This is a genomic window from Pseudonocardia sp. Ae331_Ps2 (assembly GCF_001932405.1).
GTDB lineage: Bacteria > Actinomycetota > Actinomycetes > Mycobacteriales > Pseudonocardiaceae > Pseudonocardia.
Genome location: NZ_MCIM01000001.1, coordinates 1,269,296 through 1,286,915, shown reverse-complemented (window position 1 = coordinate 1,286,915; position 17,620 = coordinate 1,269,296). Strand labels below are relative to the sequence as shown.

Annotated in this window: 15 protein-coding genes and 1 pseudogene; 12 read left to right on the top strand and 4 right to left on the bottom strand. The window is 74.6% G+C overall.

Annotated features, from left to right (window positions below; genetic code table 11):
- Nucleotides 1–30: 30 nt before the first annotated feature.
- Nucleotides 31–921, bottom strand: a complete 891-nt coding sequence (locus Ae331Ps2_RS05990) for a dienelactone hydrolase family protein (protein WP_233147664.1) — start codon at nucleotides 919–921, stop codon at nucleotides 31–33.
- 117 nt (nucleotides 922–1,038) lie between these two features.
- Between Ae331Ps2_RS05990 and glmS the strand changes: the two genes are divergently transcribed.
- From glmS to rimI, 8 genes are all read left to right on the top strand, one after another.
- A complete protein-coding gene (gene glmS, locus Ae331Ps2_RS05985; RefSeq protein ID WP_075310182.1) occupies nucleotides 1,039–2,898 on the top strand; it encodes a glutamine--fructose-6-phosphate transaminase (isomerizing) in 1,860 nt (619 codons plus the stop codon).
- A gap of 87 nt (nucleotides 2,899–2,985) precedes the next feature.
- The gene (locus tag Ae331Ps2_RS05980; RefSeq protein ID WP_075310184.1) at nucleotides 2,986–4,524 is read left to right on the top strand and encodes an NAD(P)H-hydrate dehydratase; all 1,539 of its coding nucleotides are present in this window, start codon (nucleotides 2,986–2,988) and stop codon (nucleotides 4,522–4,524) included.
- 51 nt (nucleotides 4,525–4,575) lie between these two features.
- Nucleotides 4,576–6,000: an argininosuccinate synthase gene (gene argG, locus Ae331Ps2_RS05975; protein WP_075310186.1), complete on the top strand. Its 1,425-nt coding sequence runs from the start codon at nucleotides 4,576–4,578 to the stop codon at nucleotides 5,998–6,000.
- Between the two features lie 146 nt (nucleotides 6,001–6,146).
- Complete coding sequence (alr, locus tag Ae331Ps2_RS05970; protein ID WP_075312782.1) at nucleotides 6,147–7,271, top strand: alanine racemase; 1,125 nt, start codon at nucleotides 6,147–6,149, stop codon at nucleotides 7,269–7,271.
- Nucleotides 7,268–8,521 (top strand): alpha/beta fold hydrolase, encoded by a 1,254-nt coding sequence (locus Ae331Ps2_RS05965; RefSeq protein ID WP_075310188.1) that lies wholly within the window; start codon nucleotides 7,268–7,270, stop codon nucleotides 8,519–8,521. The genes alr and Ae331Ps2_RS05965 overlap by 4 nt, the downstream gene beginning before the upstream one ends.
- Complete coding sequence (gene tsaE, locus Ae331Ps2_RS05960) at nucleotides 8,518–8,994, top strand: tRNA (adenosine(37)-N6)-threonylcarbamoyltransferase complex ATPase subunit type 1 TsaE (RefSeq protein WP_075310190.1); 477 nt, start codon at nucleotides 8,518–8,520, stop codon at nucleotides 8,992–8,994. The genes Ae331Ps2_RS05965 and tsaE overlap by 4 nt, the downstream gene beginning before the upstream one ends.
- Nucleotides 8,995–9,004: 10 nt before the next feature.
- Nucleotides 9,005–9,727 carry a tRNA (adenosine(37)-N6)-threonylcarbamoyltransferase complex dimerization subunit type 1 TsaB gene (gene tsaB, locus Ae331Ps2_RS05955; protein WP_075310192.1) on the top strand — a complete coding sequence of 241 codons (723 nt, stop codon included), beginning with the start codon at nucleotides 9,005–9,007 and terminating at the stop codon, nucleotides 9,725–9,727.
- Nucleotides 9,724–10,215 (top strand): ribosomal protein S18-alanine N-acetyltransferase, encoded by a 492-nt coding sequence (rimI, locus tag Ae331Ps2_RS05950; RefSeq protein ID WP_075310193.1) that lies wholly within the window; start codon nucleotides 9,724–9,726, stop codon nucleotides 10,213–10,215. Before tsaB ends, rimI begins: the two co-directional genes overlap by 4 nt.
- Here rimI and Ae331Ps2_RS05945 read toward each other — a convergent pair.
- Together Ae331Ps2_RS05945 and Ae331Ps2_RS05940 are read right to left on the bottom strand one after the other, a co-directional pair.
- Nucleotides 10,194–11,105: an aldo/keto reductase gene (locus Ae331Ps2_RS05945; RefSeq protein ID WP_083695280.1), complete on the bottom strand. Its 912-nt coding sequence runs from the start codon at nucleotides 11,103–11,105 to the stop codon at nucleotides 10,194–10,196. The genes rimI and Ae331Ps2_RS05945 overlap by 22 nt on opposite strands.
- Before the next feature lie 17 nt (nucleotides 11,106–11,122).
- A pseudogene (locus Ae331Ps2_RS05940) lies at nucleotides 11,123–12,717 on the bottom strand (alkaline phosphatase).
- A 276-nt stretch (nucleotides 12,718–12,993) separates the two neighbouring features.
- Between Ae331Ps2_RS05940 and groES the strand changes: the two are divergent.
- Both groES and groL read left to right on the top strand, forming a co-directional pair.
- Nucleotides 12,994–13,284: a co-chaperone GroES gene (gene groES, locus Ae331Ps2_RS05935; RefSeq protein ID WP_020623960.1), complete on the top strand. Its 291-nt coding sequence runs from the start codon at nucleotides 12,994–12,996 to the stop codon at nucleotides 13,282–13,284.
- 120 nt (nucleotides 13,285–13,404) lie between these two features.
- Nucleotides 13,405–15,027, top strand: coding sequence for a chaperonin GroEL (gene groL, locus Ae331Ps2_RS05930; protein ID WP_020623961.1), 1,623 nt, complete (start codon nucleotides 13,405–13,407; stop codon nucleotides 15,025–15,027).
- A gap of 130 nt (nucleotides 15,028–15,157) precedes the next feature.
- Here the strand turns inward: groL and Ae331Ps2_RS05925 are convergent, their stop codons facing one another.
- On the bottom strand, nucleotides 15,158–15,499 hold the full coding sequence (locus Ae331Ps2_RS05925; RefSeq protein ID WP_075310195.1) for a WhiB family transcriptional regulator: 342 nt from the start codon (nucleotides 15,497–15,499) through the stop codon (nucleotides 15,158–15,160).
- A gap of 84 nt (nucleotides 15,500–15,583) precedes the next feature.
- Between Ae331Ps2_RS05925 and Ae331Ps2_RS05920 the strand changes: the two genes are divergently transcribed.
- Both Ae331Ps2_RS05920 and Ae331Ps2_RS05915 read left to right on the top strand, forming a co-directional pair.
- Nucleotides 15,584–16,633 carry a hypothetical protein gene (locus Ae331Ps2_RS05920; RefSeq protein ID WP_075310196.1) on the top strand — a complete coding sequence of 350 codons (1,050 nt, stop codon included), beginning with the start codon at nucleotides 15,584–15,586 and terminating at the stop codon, nucleotides 16,631–16,633.
- A 202-nt stretch (nucleotides 16,634–16,835) separates the two neighbouring features.
- Nucleotides 16,836–17,432, top strand: coding sequence for a response regulator transcription factor (locus tag Ae331Ps2_RS05915; protein WP_010225624.1), 597 nt, complete (start codon nucleotides 16,836–16,838; stop codon nucleotides 17,430–17,432).
- Nucleotides 17,433–17,620: the final 188 nt, after the last annotated feature.

Genomic DNA, 17,620 nt, shown 5'->3' with positions numbered 1-17,620 from the left:
GCGGACCTGTGCGGGCGCGGGGCGGAGGGGTCAGCGGCCGATGCCGAGGAGCCCGGACGGCTGCTGGTCCTGCTCGTCGTCGGGCTGCGGGGTGAGGTCCACCAGCGGGGCCCCGGGCACGTTCCCCGAGGTCAGGGAGGACACGCGCTTCTCGTTCTGCAGCTCCTGCATGAGGAACGCGGTCACCAGTGCCCGGGTGATCTTCCGGGTCCGGTGCTGCGGGCGGTTCTGCAGCAGGAAGCTCGTCCAGTGCCTGCCCTCGCAGAACCCGAGGTGCCCGGCCTTCTCGATCTCGCGCAGCGTCACGTCGGTGCCGGCCTCGTGCTGGGCGGTGGCGATCCGCTGCGCGTGTCCCTCCATCGGGGCCAGCGAGTCGACCGCGGCGGCCAGGTGCAGCGTCGGGACGGTCACCGCGGCGGCCGCCTCGATCGCGGACGGCTTCACCTCCGACGCGGCGAGGGTCACCAGCGCGCCGAGGCGCTCGCGCCGGGCCGCGGCGAGGACGGCCGCGCCGCCCCCGGTGCCGTGCCCGACCAGGGCGGTCTTGCGGGCGTCGACGCTGACGTGACCGTCGCCGAGCCGGACACCGACGCACACGTCCAGGACGGTGTTCAGGTCCGAGGCGAACTGGGCGATGCTCGGGACCGGGCCGCGCTGGGTGTTCGGCGCGGCGGCGACGAACCCCCAGGTCGCGAGGTGTCGCAGCAGCTCGTGGTAGCGATGCGCGGGCTGCAGCCACGCGTGCCCGACGACCACGGCGGGCAGCTGGTAGCCCTCCGCGGGGGTGTAGACGATGCCCGGCAGGCCGATCAGCCCCAGGTCGCCGTACTTCACCGGGTTCGGCCCCGGACGCGACAGCACACCGAGGGCGTCCTTGGCCCCCTTCGTCGACGGGGGGCGGGTCACGCTGGTCCGGGCCACGGACGGCACCGTACCGGTGCAGGTCACCGCGTGCCCGCCTCGCACGGGCGCCCGGCGTGGCGCCGGTCGCACCCGTCGCCCGAAGATCGGCAACCGGGCGTCGATACGCTCAGCCTTATGTGTGGCATCGTCGGTTACGTCGGTCATCGGTCCGCACTCGGCGTCGTCCTCGGCGGCCTGCGACGACTGGAGTACCGCGGTTACGACTCCGCCGGCGTCGCGCTGCCGGACGGCGGTGAGCTGCTGGTCGAGCGCAAGGCGGGCGCCCTGGCCAACCTGGAGGCACGCCTCGACGAGATCGGGCGGGACCGGTTCACCGGGACCTCGGGCATCGGGCACACGCGGTGGGCGACGCACGGCCCGCCCACCGACCGCAACGCCCACCCGCACCGCAGCAGCGACGGCAGGCTCGCGGTCGTCCACAACGGCATCATCGAGAACTTCCTGGAGTTGCGGGCCGAGCTGGAGGCGCAGGACATCTGGGCGGAGTCCGACACCGACACCGAGACCGCCGCGCACCTGGTCGCGCTCGCCTACGCCCACGGTGACACCGCCGGGGACCTCCCGGCCTCGGTGCGCGCCGTCGCGCGGCGGCTGGAGGGCGCGTTCACCCTCGTCGTGACCCACGCCGACGAGCCGGACCGGATCGTCGCCGCCCGCCGCAACTCCCCGCTGGTGCTCGGCATCGGCGACGGCGAGACGTTCCTGGCCTCCGACGTCGCGGCGTTCATCGAGTTCACCCGCTCCGCGGTCGAGCTCGGCCAGGACCAGGTCGTCACGATCACCCGGGACGGCTACGAGGTCACCGACTTCGTCGGGGAGCCCGTGGCGGTCAACCCGTTCGAGGTGACCTGGGACCTCGCGGCCGCCGAGAAGGGCGGTCACGACTACTTCATGCTCAAGGAGATCGAGGAGCAGCCGACCGCGATCGCCGACACCCTGCGCGGCCACCTGGTCGACGGGCGCATCGTGCTCGACGAGCAGCGGCTCACCGACCAGGAGCTGCGCGACGTCGACAAGGTCTTCGTCGTCGCCTGCGGCACCGCCTACCACTCCGGTCTGCTCGCGAAGTACGCGATCGAGCACTGGACCCGGATCCCGGTCGAGATCGAGCTGGCCAGTGAGTTCCGCTACCGCGACCCGGTGCTGGACCGCTCGACGCTGGTCGTCGCGATCTCCCAGTCCGGCGAGACCGCGGACACCCTGGAGGCGCTGCGCCACGCCAAGGAGCAGAAGGCCAGGGTGCTGGCCATCTGCAACACCAACGGGGCACAGATCCCGCGCGAGTCCGACGCGGTGATCTACACCCACGCGGGCCCGGAGATCGGCGTCGCCGCGACGAAGACGTTCACCGCCCAGGTCGCGGCGAACTACCTGGTCGGCCTGGCCCTGGCGCAGGCGCGCGGCACCAAGTACCCGGACGAGGTGGTCCGCGAGTTCGAGGAGCTGGAGGCCATCCCGGCGGCCGTCGCCCAGGTGCTGGAGTCCCTCGGCGAGGCCCGCGCGCTCGGGCAGGAGCTGGCGCCGTCGAAGGCGGTGCTGTTCCTGGGGCGGCACGTCGGCTACCCGGTGGCGCTGGAGGGCGCGCTCAAGCTCAAGGAGCTCGCCTACATGCACGCCGAGGCGTTCGCCGCCGGCGAGCTCAAGCACGGCCCGATCGCGCTGATCGAGGACGGGCTGCCGGTCGTGGTGGTGATGCCGTCGCCGAAGGGGCGCGCGGTGCTGCACTCCAAGCTGCTGTCCAACATCCAGGAGATCAAGGCGCGCGGTGCCCGCACCGTGGTGCTCGCCGAGGCCGGCGACGAGACGGTGCGGCCCTTCGCCGACCACCTCTTCGAGCTGCCCGCGGTACCGACGCTGCTGCAGCCGCTGGTCGCCACGATCCCGCTGCAGGTCATCGCGGCCGAGATCGCCCGGGCCCGCGGCTACGACGTCGACAAGCCCCGCAACCTGGCGAAGTCGGTCACCGTCGAGTGATCACCGGTCGGGGAGCGGAGCGCTCGCGACGCGGGCGCCCCGCTCCACGACCGTCGGACACGGGCGCCCGGCGCTAGCCTCGCGGCCATGCACGCGCTCCACACCGCGGACCAGGTACGGGCGGCCGAGGCGGCCATGATGCGCACCGTCGGCGACGGGGTGCTGATGCGCCGGGCCGCGGCCGGGCTCGCCCACCACGTCGGCGAGTTCCTCGGCTCCACCTACGGCCGCCGGGTGGTGCTGCTCGTCGGGGCGGGTGACAACGGCGGCGACGCGCTGTGGGCCGGCGCCGGGCTGCGCCGCCGGGGCGCGCACGTCACCGCGGTGCTGCTGGCCCCGGACCGCGCGCACCCGGAGGGTCTGGCCGCGCTGCGCCGGGCCCGCGGGCGGGTACTGGCCCTGACCCCCTCCGCCCCGGCCGCCGACCCCGGGGGCACCGGGGCGGGGACCCCGGTCGCCGCCGGTGCCGGCGGGCTCGACGCGGCGCGGGCGCTGGTGGCCGGCGCCGACGTCGTCGTGGACGGGATCGTCGGGATCTCCGGGCGCGGTGCGCTGCGCGACCCGGCGCCGGAGCTGGTCGCCGCCGCCGACGGGGCCGGCGTGCCGATCGTGGCCTGCGACCTGCCCTCCGGGGTCGACGGCGACACCGGGGCGACCGACGGGCCGCACGTGCGCGCCGCGCTGACGGTCACCTTCGGCACCCGCAAGCCGGTGCACGCCCTCGCCGCGCCGCTGTGCGGGCCGGTGCGGCTGGTGGACTTCGGGCTCGGGCCCTTCCTGGAGGGGGTCGAGCCGCACGCCCGGGTGCTGTCCGACGCCGACGTCGGCGACCGGTGGCCCGTCCCCGGGCCGGACGACGACAAGTACAGCCAGGGCGTCGTCGGGATCGCGGCCGGGTCGGCCACCTACCCGGGCGCCGCCGTCCTCGCCGCGGGCGCCGCGGCCCTGGCCACCTCCGGGATGGTGCGCTTCGCCGGGTCCGCCGCCGACGAGGTCCGCAGGCACTGGCCGGAGATCGTCGCCACCGGGGACATCACCGACGCCGGACGCACCCAGGCCTGGGCGGTCGGGCCGGGGCTCGGCACCGGTGGGCAGGGCCTGGCCGTGCTGGAGGAGGCACTGGGCCGGGAGGTGCCGCTCTGCCTCGACGCCGACGCGATCACCCTGCTCGCACAGCACGCGCACCTGCGGGACCGGATCCACGGCGAGCCCGTCGTGCTCACCCCGCACGCGGGGGAGTTCGCCCGGATCGCGGGCGAGGTCGGGCCCGACCGGATCGGCGCCGCCCGCCGCGCCGCCGCCGACCTCGGGGTGACGGTGCTGCTGAAGGGGAACGCGACCGTCGTCGCCGCACCGGACGGACGGGTGCTGGTCGACCCCGCCGCGGACTCCTGGGCCGCGACCGCGGGCTCCGGCGACGTGCTCACCGGCATGATCGGCGCGCTGCTCGCCGCCGGGCTCGACCCGTGGTGGGCGGCGGGCTGCGCGACGCTGGTGCACGCCCGCGCCGCGACGGCGGCCGCCCGCGAGCACGGCCTGCCGCCGGTCCCGGCTCCGGCGTCGGCGATGCAGGCGGCGATCCCGGTCGCGCTGCGGGCGGTGCGGGCGGCCGCAGCCCCGTACTGAAGCGGCACACCGGCGGACCTGCGCCGGGAGCGGGTTGTTAGCGTTCCGCGCGTGCCGAAGATCCTGACCAGCCTCCCCGTCGGCGAGCGCGTCGGCATCGCCTTCTCCGGTGGCCTCGACACCTCCGTCGCGGTCGCCTGGATGCGCGAGAACGGCGCGGTCCCCTACGCGTACACCGCCGACCTCGGACAGCCCGACGAGCCCGACCTCGTCGCCGTCCGCGAGCGCGCGCTGGAGTACGGCGCCGAGGCCGCCCGCGTCGTCGACTGCCGCCGCGCGCTGGTCGACGAGGGCATCGCCGCGATCGCCTGCGGTGCCTTCCACATCCGCGCCGGCGGGATGCCCTACTTCAACACCACCCCGATCGGCCGCGCCGTCACCGGCACGCTGCTGGTCCGCGCCATGGCCGACGACGGCGTCTCCATCTGGGGCGACGGCTCGACCTTCAAGGGCAACGACATCGAGCGGTTCTACCGCTACGGCCTGCTCGCCAACCCGGCCCTGCGGATCTACAAGCCGTGGCTGGACGAGGCGTTCGTCGACCAGCTCGGTGGCCGCGCGGAGATGAGCGCCTGGCTGGGGGAGCGCGAGCTGCCCTACCGGGACTCCGCGGAGAAGGCGTACTCGACCGACGCCAACATCTGGGGCGCCACCCACGAGGCGAAGAAGCTGGAGCACCTCGACACCTCGATCGAGATCGTCGAGCCGATCATGGGCGTGCGGTTCTGGGACCCGGCCGTCACGGTCGAGACCGAGGACGTCACCGTCGAGTGGGAGTCCGGTCGCCCGGTCGCGATCAACGGTGTCCGCTACGACGACCCGGTCGCGCTGGTCGCCGAGGCCAACCGGATCGGTGGCCGGCACGGCCTGGGCATGACCGACCAGATCGAGAACCGGATCATCGAGGCCAAGAGCCGGGGCATCTACGAGGCCCCGGCGATGGCGCTGCTGTTCGTCACCTACGAGCGCCTGGTCTCCGCGATCCACAACCACGACTCGCTGTCGGCCTACGAGGAGCAGGGCCGCCGCCTGGGCCGGCTGCTCTACGAGGGCCGCTGGTTGGAGCCGCAGTCGCTGATGCTGCGCGAGTCCCTGACCCGCTGGGTCGGCAACGCGGTCACCGGCTCGGTCACCCTGCGGCTGCGCCGCGGCAACGACTGGTCGGTGCTCGACACCCGCGGCCCCGCCCTGGCCTACGCCGAGGACCGGCTGTCGATGGAGCGCGTCGAGGACGCCCCGTTCACCCCGGGCGACCGCATCGGCCAGCTCACCCTGCGCAACCTGGACCTGGCCGACTCCCGCGCCAAGCTGGAGCAGTACTCGGCCACCGGGATGCTCGGCGGCGAGTTCGGCACCTTCGTCGGCGAGGTCGAGGCCGGGCGTGCGGCGGAGATCACCGCGACGCCGTCGGACCCCGACGCCGAGCAGGCAGAGGAGTCCCTCGACCGGGCCGCGATGGAGGCCGGGAACGACTGAGCCGGGCGCAGGACCGGGCCCCGTCGGGCCGGGATGCGATGATCGGGGCCGTGTCACCCACGACCGACCACGCTCCCGGCCCGGGACCCGGACGCACGTACGGGCCCGGCCACGGTCGCGTCCCCGGCGCACCGGCGGCCGAGGCGGTGGTCGACCTCGACGCCGTCCGGCACAACACCCGGTACCTGTCCGGTCTCGCCTCGGGCGCCGAGACGATGGTCGTGGTCAAGGCCGACGGCTACGGCCACGGCGCCGCCGCCGTCGCCCGGGCGGCGCTCTCGGCAGGGGCGACCCGGCTCGGCGTCGCCACCCTGGACGAGGCGCTCGCGCTGCGTGCCGAGGGGGTCGACGCGCCGCTGCTGTCCTGGCTGCACCTGCCCGACGAGAACTTCGCCGCCGCCGTCGCCGCCGGGGTGGAGCTGTCGGTGTCCGGCCGTGAGCACCTCGCCGCGGTGCTGGCCGGTGCCCGCGCCGCGGGCCGCAGGGTCCGGCTGCACCTCAAGGCCGACACCGGGCTGTCGCGCAACGGCTGCCCGCCCGGCGAGTGGCCCGCCCTGCTCGACGCCGTCGCGGACGGGGTCGCCGACGGCACCTGCGAGGTCGCGGCCGTCTGGTCGCACCTCGCCGCCGCCGACGAGCCGGGCCAGCCCGCCGTCGACAGCCAGGCCGCGCGGCTGCACGCCGCCGCCGCGCTCGCCCGGGACCGCGGGTTCGCACCGCAGCTGCACCTGTGCAACTCCGCGGGCCTGATGACCCGCCCCGACCTGCACCTCGACGTCGTCCGGCCGGGGATCGCCGTCTACGGCCTCGACCCGATCGCCGACCCCGCCGACAGCCCGCTGCGCCCGGCGATGACGCTGCGCGGCCGGGTCGCGCTCACCAAGACCGTCGAGCCGGGCGAGGGCGTGTCCTACGGCCACGAGTGGGTCGCCCGCGAGCCCCGCACGCTGGCACTGGTGCCGCTGGGCTACGCCGACGGCGTCCCGCGCCGCCTCAACGACGGCGGTCGGATGCGCGTGCGCATCGGCGGCACCGTCCGGCCGGTCGCCGGGCGGGTCTGCATGGACCAGTTCGTCGTCGACTGCGGTCGGCCGGGGACGCTGCCGGTCGCGATCGGCGACCCGGTCGAGCTGTTCGGCACCGGCACCGAGGGCGGCCCGACCGCCCGCGAGTGGGCCGACGAGCTGGGCACCATCCACTACGAGATCGTCACGGGCGTCCGGGGGCGGGTCCGCCGCACGGTGACCGACGGGCGCGGGGGAGTCGCATGAGCCGCAGGGGATGGACCGTCGCCGGGATCGCGGGCGGTGTGGTCGGCGCGGCGGGCGCCGCGGCCGGGGTCGGTGTCGCCGCGCAGCGACGCAAGATCGCCGCCACCCGCCGCAGCCTGGCCACCGAGATGTCCGCGCACGCCGAGACGCCGCCGGGCACCGTCGGCGAGGAGATGTCGGTGATGGCCGACGACGGCATCCGCATCGCCTGCGAGGTGGTCGCGCCGGCCGACGGCTCGGAGCCCGCGCTGACCGTCGTGCTCGTGCACGGGTTCGCCCTCGACCGGCGCACCTGGCAGGAGCAGCGGCCGCACCTGGCCGGGCTGACCGGCCCGTCGGTGCGGATGGTGCTCTACGACCAGCGCAGCCACGGCCGCTCCGAGCGGGCGCCCGCGGACTCCTGCACGATCGACCAGCTCGGCCGCGACCTCGACGCGGTGATCCGCTCGCTGGCTCCCGAGGGGCCACTGGTGCTGGTGTCGCACTCGATGGGCGGCATGACCGTGATGGCGCTGGCCGAGCAGCACCCCGAGCTGTTCCACGAGCGCGTCGCCGGGGTGGCGCTGGTGTCGACCTCGGCGGGGGAGATGGCGTCCTCGGGGCTGCCGGGGACGTTCCTGTCCCGGCGCAACCCGATCATCCGGACCCTCGGTGGGCTCGCCGCGTGGCAGCCCGGCCTGGTCGAGACGGGCCGGCGCGCGCTGGGCGACATCATCTGGATGTTCACCAAGCGCTTCGCCTACGGCGACCGTCAGGTCGACCCGCGGATGGTCGACCTCGTCGACACGATGATCGACTCGAACGCCGTCGGCGCGCTCACCGACTTCGTCGACACCCTCGGCACCCACGACCGGCTCGCGGCGCTGCCCGGCCTGTCCGGCTGCGAGGTGCTCGTCCTGGCGGGCGACGGCGACCGGATCATCCCGTGGCGGCACAGCGAGGTCATCGCCGAGGCGATCCCGACCGCACGGCTCGTGCGGCTGCCCGGGGTCGGGCACATGCCGATGCTGGAGCAGCCCGAGGTCGTCGACGCCGAGCTGGACGGGCTGATCGCCCGCACCACCGAGCGCACCGCGGGCGGCGAACTGCGGGCCAAGCGGCCGCCGCAGGTCACCGACGCGACCGAGGACGACCAGGCCGCGGCGGGCGGCAGCGCCCTGCAGGGACTGCTGCGCAGCGCGGGCCGGGTCCGCCGGGGCAGCCGCGTCCCGGCCAGGGCCGGGCGGTCCCGGAAGAAGGACCGGCCGTGATCCCCGCTCCCGGCGCGGACGCCGTCGTCGCGGAGCTGCCGACCGTCGCCGACACCGAGTCCTTCGGCGAGACGGTCGGCCGCGAGCTGGTCGCCGGCGACGTGGTGCTCCTGGCCGGTCCGCTCGGCGCGGGCAAGACCGCCCTGGTCCGCGGCCTGGCCCGCGGGCTCGGGGTGACCGGCACGGTGGCCTCGCCGACGTTCGTGATCGCCCGTGAGCACCCCTCCGCGGGCGACGGCCCGGCGCTGGTGCACGTCGACGCCTACCGGCTGGGCGGTCCCGACGGGGACGTGGACGTGGCGGCCGAGCTGGACGACCTCGACCTCGACACCGAGCTGGACCGCGCGGTCGTCGCCGTCGAATGGGGCGTCGGGGTCGCGGAGCGGCTCGCCGGGTCCGCGGTGACGATCGCCCTGGAGCGCCGCGACGACGACACCCGGGTCGCGACGCTGCGCCGTACCGCGCGTCCGTAGGCTCGCGGGCGTGCTGGTACTGGCCCTCGACACCGCGACGACCGTCGTCACCGCCGGTCTCGTCGACCTCCGCCCCGACGCCGCGCCGGTGACCGTCGCCGCCCGCGCGCACGACGGCCGCCGGCACGGCGAGCTGCTGATGCCCGCGGTCCGCGCGCTGTGCGCCGAGGCGGGCCGTGCGCTCACCGAGGTCGAGGCGCTGGTCGTCGGCGCCGGACCGGGCCCGTTCACCGGGCTGCGGGTCGGGATCGCCTCGGCCGCCGCGCTCGGCCACGCCCTCGACGTGCCCGTGCACGGTGTCGTCACCCACGATGCGATCGCGTGGAGCGCAGGCGGAACGCACATCGACACTGCCTGGGGGCTGCACACCGGCGGGAACCTCCTGGTCGTCACCGACGCCCGGCGCAGGGAGGTCTACTGGGCCGCCTACGACGCCTCCGACCCCGCCGACGCCCACTCGGTCCGCAGGCTGTCCGGTCCCGCGGTCGAGGCCCCGGAGGCGCTGGCCGCGCGCCTGGACGAGCTGGCGATCGGCACCGTGATCGGTGATCCGGCGTTCGCCGACCGGCTCGGTCGCGACATCGGCGGCCCCGGCGCCCCGACCGTCGAGGGGCTGGTCGGCGTCGCCGCGGCGGACCTGCTCGCCGGCCGGGCCCCCGCCCCGGTCGAGCCCCTCTACCTGCGCCGCCCGGACGCCGTCGAACCGACCGGGCGCAAGCGCGTCACCGCATGAACGCCACCGTCGCGCTGGGCCCGCTGTACCGGTCCGACGCCCGGCGCTGCGCGGAGCTGGAGCAGATCCTGTTCCCCGGGGACGACCCGTGGACCGCGCAGGCCTTCCGCGACGCCGTGACCTCCGGGCAGCTCTACCTCGCCGCCCGGGCCGGGGACGAGCTGGTCGGCTACGCCGGGCTCGCCGTCGTCGCCGGGCCGCCGATGGCCGAGGCGGAGGTGCACACCATCGGCGTCGATCCGGCCTGGCAGGGCCACGGCATCGGCCGCGCCCTGCTGAACGGGCTGCTCGCCGTCGCCGACGAGCTGGCGGCCACGGTGTTCCTGGAGGTCCGCACCGACAACGAGCCGGCCCGGGCCCTCTACGAGAGCGCCGGGTTCACCGTCGTCGGGGTGCGCAAGCGCTACTACCGGCCGTCGATGGCCGACGCCTACACGATGCGCCGCGACCGCGTGCGCACGCCCGCTCAGGACGTCGCGGACAGGTAGGACAGCAGGCGCAGCTCGTCCTCGGTCAGCTCCAGGGTGAGCATCGGCAGCAGCTGCTCCAGCTGCTCGGGATTCCGCGCGCTCGCGATCGGCGCGGTCACCGCGGGCTGTGCGGCCAGCCAGGTCAGCGCGATCGCCGGGACCGGCACGCCGTAGCCGGCGGAGATCTCGTCGAGCCCGGCCAGCACGGCGCGGCCGCGGGAGTCCAGGTACGCCGCCGCGCCCTCGGCCCGCGGGCCCTCCGGCGCGGGGGAGTCCGGCCGGTACTTGCCGGTGAGAAAGCCCTTGGCCAGCCCGAAGTAGGGGTGGACGGCCAGCTTCTCCGACTCGGCGAGCGGGGCCAGGCCCGCCTCGAAGTCGTCGCGCTCCATGAGGTTGTAGTGCGGCTGGATGGCGCTGAACGCGGTCAGCCCGTCGCGCGCGGAGATCTCCAGCGCCGACCGCAGCCGCTCCGGGCTGAAGTTCGACGCGCCGATCTCGCGGACCAGCCCCTCGCGGACCAGTGCGTCGAACGCGTCGAGGGTCTCCTCCTGCGCGGTCGCCTCGTCGTCGCGGTGGGCGTAGTACAGGTCGATCCGGTCGGTGCCCAGGCGGCGCAGCGAGTCCCGCGCCGCCGCCGCGATGTTCTCCGCCGACAGACCCTCCCGGCCGGGCAGCGCGCCGACCTTCGTCGCGAGGTGCAGCGCGTCGCGGTTGCCGCGGGCTGCCATCCACTCGCCGAGGATCGTCTCGGACTCGCCGCCGGAGTTCCCCGGTGCGCGCCACATGTAGGAGTCCGCGGTGTCGATCATCCGTCCGCCGGCGGCGACGAAGGCGTCGAGGACGGCGAAGGAGGTCTCCCTGTCCGCCGTCCAGCCGAACACGTTCGCGCCGAGAACCAGGTCAGCCACGTCGCCGAACCTACTCCTCAGACGGGCCGCAGGCCGGGCCGCCGGTCCTCGGTCACGAACCGTCCGCGCGTCTGCACCGGGGCGCCCGGCTGCTTCACGAACGGCACCACCTTGAACTCGGCCTCCATCCGGTCCGCGGTGAACCGGGTGCTGACGTAGCCGCGGCGGTTGTTGTGGAACCGGATGTGCGGGTTCTCGGCGAGGACGGTGTCGGAACCGTTCTGCTTCTCCGAGCCGTCACCGCCCGAGGTGATCGAGCTGGACACCAGCTCGGTGCCGACCACCGGCGAGGCGGGGTCGTCGAAGCGACGCTTGACGTCGGCCCCCAGTGCGCGTGCACGTCACCGGTGAGCACCACGAGGTTGCGGGCCCGGCCGCGCTGCGTGGCCGCGACCCAGGAGTCGACGACGCGGTCGCGCGAGCCGGGGTAGCCGTCCCACGCGTCCGGGTTGAAGCCGCGCCCGGCGCCCGGGGTGTAGTCGACCTGGGAGAAGAACACCTGCTGGCCGAGCACGTCCCAGCGGGCGCGGGAGCGGGCGAAGCCGTCGGCGATCCAGTGTTCCTGTGCCGAGCCGGGCAGCGAGCGGGCCGGGTCGGTGCGTTCTGCGCAGTCACTGCGGAAGGTGTCGCCGCAGGGCTGGTCGCCGCGGTACTGACGGGTGTCGAGCATGTGGAAGGTGACCAGCCCGCCGTAGCCGACGCGCCGGTACAGCCGCATGGCCGCGCCGCGGGGGCGCTGGGCGGCGCGCAGCGGCATGTTCTCCCAGTACGCGCGGAACGCGGCGGCCTTGCGGGCGGTGAAGTCGCCGGGTGGGTCGATCGGCAGCTCCCGGACGTCGCCGGCCCAGTTGTTCTCGACCTCGTGGTCGTCGAACACGACCAGCCAGGGCGCGGCCGCGTGGGCGGCCTGCAGGTCGGCGTCGGCGTGGTACTGGGCCAGGCGCTGCCGGTAGCCGGCCAGCGTCGTCGTCTCCGGGCTGGCGTGGTCGCGCACGTTCCCGCCGGGCGCGACGTAGTCCTTCGCCGGGTACTCGTAGATGTAGTCGCCCAGGTGCAGCAGGACGTCCGGGCGCTCCTCGGCCATCCGCCGGTACGCGGTGAACCAGCCGTGCTCGAACTGGGAGCAGGAGGTGAAGGCCATGTGCACCGGCGTCATCGAGGCCGGCGGGGGCGCGGTCCGGGTGCGGCCCGCGTCGGAGACGGTGCGGCCCACGCGGAAGCGGTAGTGGTAGTCGCGGCCCGGGCGCAGGCCCGGCACCTCGACGTGCACGCTGTGGCCCGCCTCCGGCCCGGTGCGGACCCGGCCGCGACGCACGACGCGGGTGAAGCGCTCGTCGTCGGCGATCTCCCACTCGACGTCGGTGGCGCGGTTCCCGACACCGCCCAGGCCGTCGTCGGCGAGGGGGTCGGTGGCGAGCCGGGTCCACAGCACGACCGAGGTCGCGTCGGGTTCCCCGGAGGCGACGCCGAGACCGAACGGGTCGCCGGGCGGCCGGGCCGGTGCGGGCCCGGGCGCCGCGACGGCGGCGCCCGGCAGCAGGGGTGCGGCGGCGGTGACGGCGGCGGCGGTGAGTCCGGCGCGCAGCAGCGAACGGCGGGAGGTGACCACGATGTGCAGTGCAACGTTCCCGATCGAGTGACACCCGGCGGCCCGGCGACGAGGACGTGAACAACGGGCGACGACCGGGAACTCCGGACAGTCCCGAACGGTGCGGTTGAGCCCCCGCTCGGCTTCTGGCACTCTCATGGATAGAGTGCCAATGCGCGCGGCGGACGACCTCCGCTCCGACACCCGCGACGGCGGGGCGGGAGTCGTCACGTGCGCGCTGCTGACACCGCTAGAGAACCCGTGACACCGGATTCACCCCAGGAAGGGGAGGTCATCGTCGTGGCGAACATCAAGCCGCTCGAGGACAAGCTCGTCGTCCAGGCCAGCGAGGCGGAGACCACCACCGCCTCCGGCATCGTCATCCCGGACACCGCCAAGGAGAAGCCCCAGGAGGGCAAGGTCCTGGCCGTCGGCCCGGGCCGGGTGGACGACAACGGCAACCGCGTCCCGCTCGACGTGGCCGTCGGCGACGTCGTCATCTACTCGAAGTACGGCGGCACCGAGGTCAAGTACAACGGCGAGGAGTACCTGATCCTCTCCGCGCGCGACGTGCTGGCCGTCGTCAACTGACGCGAGCCATCGCCTGACGTACCGCCCCGGGTGGTCCACCCCACGGTGGTCCGCACCGGGGCGGTCGCGTTTCTCCCCCGAGAACCAGAGCGAAACTCCGAGAGGTAGCGAGAACAAGACATGGCGAAGCAGATCAGCTTCGACGAGGACACCCGTCGCGCGCTCGAGCGTGGCGTGAACCAGCTCGCCGATGCCGTCAAGGTGACGCTCGGCCCGCGTGGCCGCCACGTCGTCATCGACAAGAAGTTCGGCGGTCCGACCGTCACCAACGACGGCGTGACCATCGCCCGTGAGGTCGACCTCGAGGACCCGTTCGAGAACCTCGGCGCCCAGCTGGCGAAGACCGTCGCGACCAAGACCAACGACGTCGCCGGTGACGGCACCACCACCGCCACCGTGCTGGCCCAGGCCCTGGTGAAGGAGGGCCTGCGCAACGTGGCCGCCGGTGCCGCGCCGTTCGCCCTCGGCCAGGGCATCGCCGCCGCGTCGGCGAAGGTCTCCGAGGTGCTGCTGTCCAAGGCCACCCCGGTCGACGCCAAGAGCCACATCGCGCAGGTCGGCGCCATCGCCTCGCGCGAGCAGGAGATCGGCGACCTGATCGCCCAGGCGATCAACACCGTCGGCAAGGACGGCGTGATCACCGTCGAGGAGGGCTCCACGCTCTCCACCGAGCTGGAGATCACCGAGGGCCTGCAGTTCGACAAGGGCTACCTGTCGCCGTACTTCGTCACCGACTCCGAGTCCATGGAGGCGGCGCTCGACGACCCGTACATCCTGCTGCACCGCGACAAGATCAGCTCCATCCAGGACCTGCTCCCGCTGTTGGAGAAGGTGCTCGGCGAGGGCAAGCCGCTGCTGATCATCGCCGAGGACGTCGAGGGCGAGGCCCTGTCCACGCTGGTCGTCAACTCGATCCGCAAGACCGTCAAGGTCGCCGCGGTCAAGTCGCCGTTCTTCGGTGACCGCCGCAAGGCGTTCATGGACGACCTCGCGGTCGCCACCGGCGGTCAGGTCATCAACCCCGAGGTCGGCCTGAAGCTGAACGAGGCCGGGCTCGAGCTGCTGGGCCGCGCCCGCCGCGTCGTCGTCACCAAGGACGCCACCACGATCGTCGAGGGCGCCGGCGCCAAGGCCGACGTCGAGGGCCGTGTCGCGCAGCTCAAGCGCGAGATCGAGGAGTCCGACTCCGACTGGGACAAGGAGAAGCTCCAGGAGCGCCTGGCCAAGCTCTCCGGCGGCGTCGCGGTCATCAAGGCCGGTGCCGCCACCGAGACCGCGCTCAAGGAGCGCAAGCACCGCATCGAGGACGCCGTCGCGGCGACCCGTGCGGCGGTCGAGGAGGGCATCGTGCCCGGCGGCGGTTCGGCGCTGGTGCACGCCGCGGCCGAGCTCGACGGCGGCCTGGGCCTGACCGGGGACGCCGCGACCGGTGTCGCGATCGTCCGCAAGGCCCTGTCGGCCCCGCTGTTCTGGATCGCCGAGAACGGTGGCGACGAGGGCGCGATCGTGGTGTCGAAGGTGGCCGAGGGCGGCTGGGGGACCGGGTACAACTCGGCGTCCCGCACCTTCGGGGACCTGCTCGCCGACGGCGTCATCGACCCGGTCAAGGTGACCCGGTCGGCCGTGGAGAACGCCGCGTCCATCGCGCGCATGGTGCTGACCACCGAGAGCGCCGTGGTGGACAAGCCGGAGGAGGCCGACCCGGCCCCGGCCGGTGGCCACGGGCACGGTCACGGGCACTGAGCCCTGGCTCAGCTCCACCCCGAGCACGACGACGGCGGGCGACCCGAGGGTCGCCCGCCGTTGTGCGTTGCGGGGCAGGAAGTGGATGTGCCGTCCGTCGGGAGATGGGAGCCCCCGTCGGTCGGGGCTCTCAGGCGGTGTGGACGGGAATCTCCACCGGCTGGACGGCCGCCTCGGCGGCGACCTTGAGCGTGCGGCGCGGACCGCGGATGATCGCGTCCCGCTCGGACTCCGACAGGCCGCCCCAGATGCCGTAGGGCTCGTGCACCTTGAGTGCGTGCTCGCGGCACTGCTGCACCACGGGGCACTCGGAGCAGACCTGCTTCGCTCGGGTCTCGCGACGGGCCCTGGCGGGACCGCGCTCACCCTCGGGATGGAAGAAGAACGCGCTGTCCATCCCCCGGCAGGCTCCCTCCATCTGCCAGTCGTAGATGTCGGCGACCGGGCCGGGAAGCCTCCGGATGTCCGCCATGTTCGTCACCTGCCTTCGCTATCGAACCTGACGACGCTCAGATTCCCTGGCCACGGCGGCCGCAAACCTGATTCGAGGTGAACGATGGTGCACGTCCGACAGGGTGGTGCAGACCGAGAGCCGTCGGCCGGGATCCGGGCCCTGATCACCGGGGCGGCGACGGACCGGGAGGTGGCCGGGGCGGCGCGCCCGGACGGGGCACCGGAGCTGCGGTGGGCGGCCGCGGTCGCCCGGGGCGGCTCCGGGCACTACGCGGCCGCGGCCGCGCTGCTCGACGGGGTGCGCCGTGACCCGGCGGCCGGGGTGGTGCCGCGGGCACACGCGACCGTCACCCGGGCCTCCCACCTGCGGCAGCTCGGCGGGCACCGCGCCGCGGCCGCGCTCGACGGCGCCGCGCTGCGACTCGTGCTGCCGGACGCGGGGACCCCGCGTGACCCCGGGCCGTGGGGCCTCGACCGCGCCGCGGCCGTCGCCGACGCGCTGACCGGTCTCGCCGCCGACGCGCTCGGTCGCCTCGACGTCGCGACCGCCGCCGCGCTGCTGCGCTGGGCGCGGCCGTGGTGCGGCCCGCAGGGTCACCGCACCCGGGTCCGGTACGGATGGGTGCGGGCGGAGACCGCGCTGGTCGCGGGGGACCCGGCCGCGGCGCTCGCCGCCGCCGACGAGGCACTGGCCGGGGCGCTGGCGCTCGGGTCCACACGGCACGTGCTCAAGAGCCGTCTGGTCCGGGCGGTCGCCGCCGGGGTGGCGGGGCGGGACCGGGCGGGCGCCGTCGCGGCGCTGGACGCGGTGGCCGCGGACGCGCTCGCACACGGGCTGCTCCCGCTGCACCGCCCCGCGCTGCTCGCCCGGGCCGGCCTCGCGGGGCCAGGGCCGGACGGGGCATCGGAGCCGGCCGGGGGTGGCCCGGATGCCGTACCCGTCGGGCCGCACCGCGGGCGGGCGGGGGCCGATCGGGCGACGCCGGACGCCGGTTCCGGACCGGTCGCCGCAGCGCGACACGCCGGAGCGTCACCAGTCGATACGCGCAGTCGCCGAGCGGATGCGGAGGGTCGCCGACATGCGGTGTTGCACACGGTGAGCGTCCTCTATACGCGAAGTGACCGTAGCGGGCGGGACCTGCTGCGGGAGTAGTGCCCGAAGTCCGGTCCGGACGATGTACCGTATGGACTACTCCATTCGGCGACGCTTCACCCACATGACGCTGAGGCACGTGGATCAGCGCGCCGAACGGAGGGCACAAAATCGCCCCGACCGTGTCAAGGTGAGAGTGTCACCCGCCGATTCGGAGGGTGAAGAATCACCCGGCTGCAGGAAGCTGCAGGAAGGAATCGTCGTGACGACGGTACTCATCTGCGACGATCGTCGCAGCGTCCGCGAGGGACTGACTCGCGTCATGTCCGCGGTCCCGGGGGTCCAACGCATCGACTGCGTCGCCCACGGGGACGAACTCCTCGCCCGCTACGCCCGCCAGTCCGTCGACGTCGTCCTGGTCGGGACGCAGCGTGCTGTGCCCACCGGGGTGGAGGCCACCCGCCGACTGGTGGCCGCTCACCCGCAGGCCAACGTCATCGTCTTCGGAGCCCCGGACGACGCCGGCAGCATCGCCGCCGCCATCGCCGGTGGGGCGCGCGGTTACCTGCGCTGGGACGCCTCGCGTCCCGAGCTGGTCGCCGCGCTGGCACACACCCTGGCCAGCACCTCGGTGCCGACCCCGCGCGTCCCCACCGACCCGGGGGTCCAGCTCACCGAGCGCGAGCTCCAGGTACTGCGCGGGATGAGCCAGGGCAAGAGCAACGGCCAGATCGGCCGCGAGCTCTACCTGTCCGAGGACACCGTGAAGACCCACGCACGCCGGCTGTTCCGCAAGCTCGGCGTCCGTGACCGCGCGCAGGCCGTGGCCCACGGCTTCCGACGCGGCCTGGTGTCCTGACCGGGTCCCCACCCGGAACGGCACGACCCCGCACCGCCGAGCGACCGACCCCGAACCGGCCGCTCCACCCCACCCGCGCGCGGGTGGGCATCGTGAGCCGGACCGACCCCCGCGGTCCGGCTCCACGCCCCGGACCCCCGTGTCCGGACCCCACGCACACGGGCCGCTGCCGACCTCGCGGCCCGCAC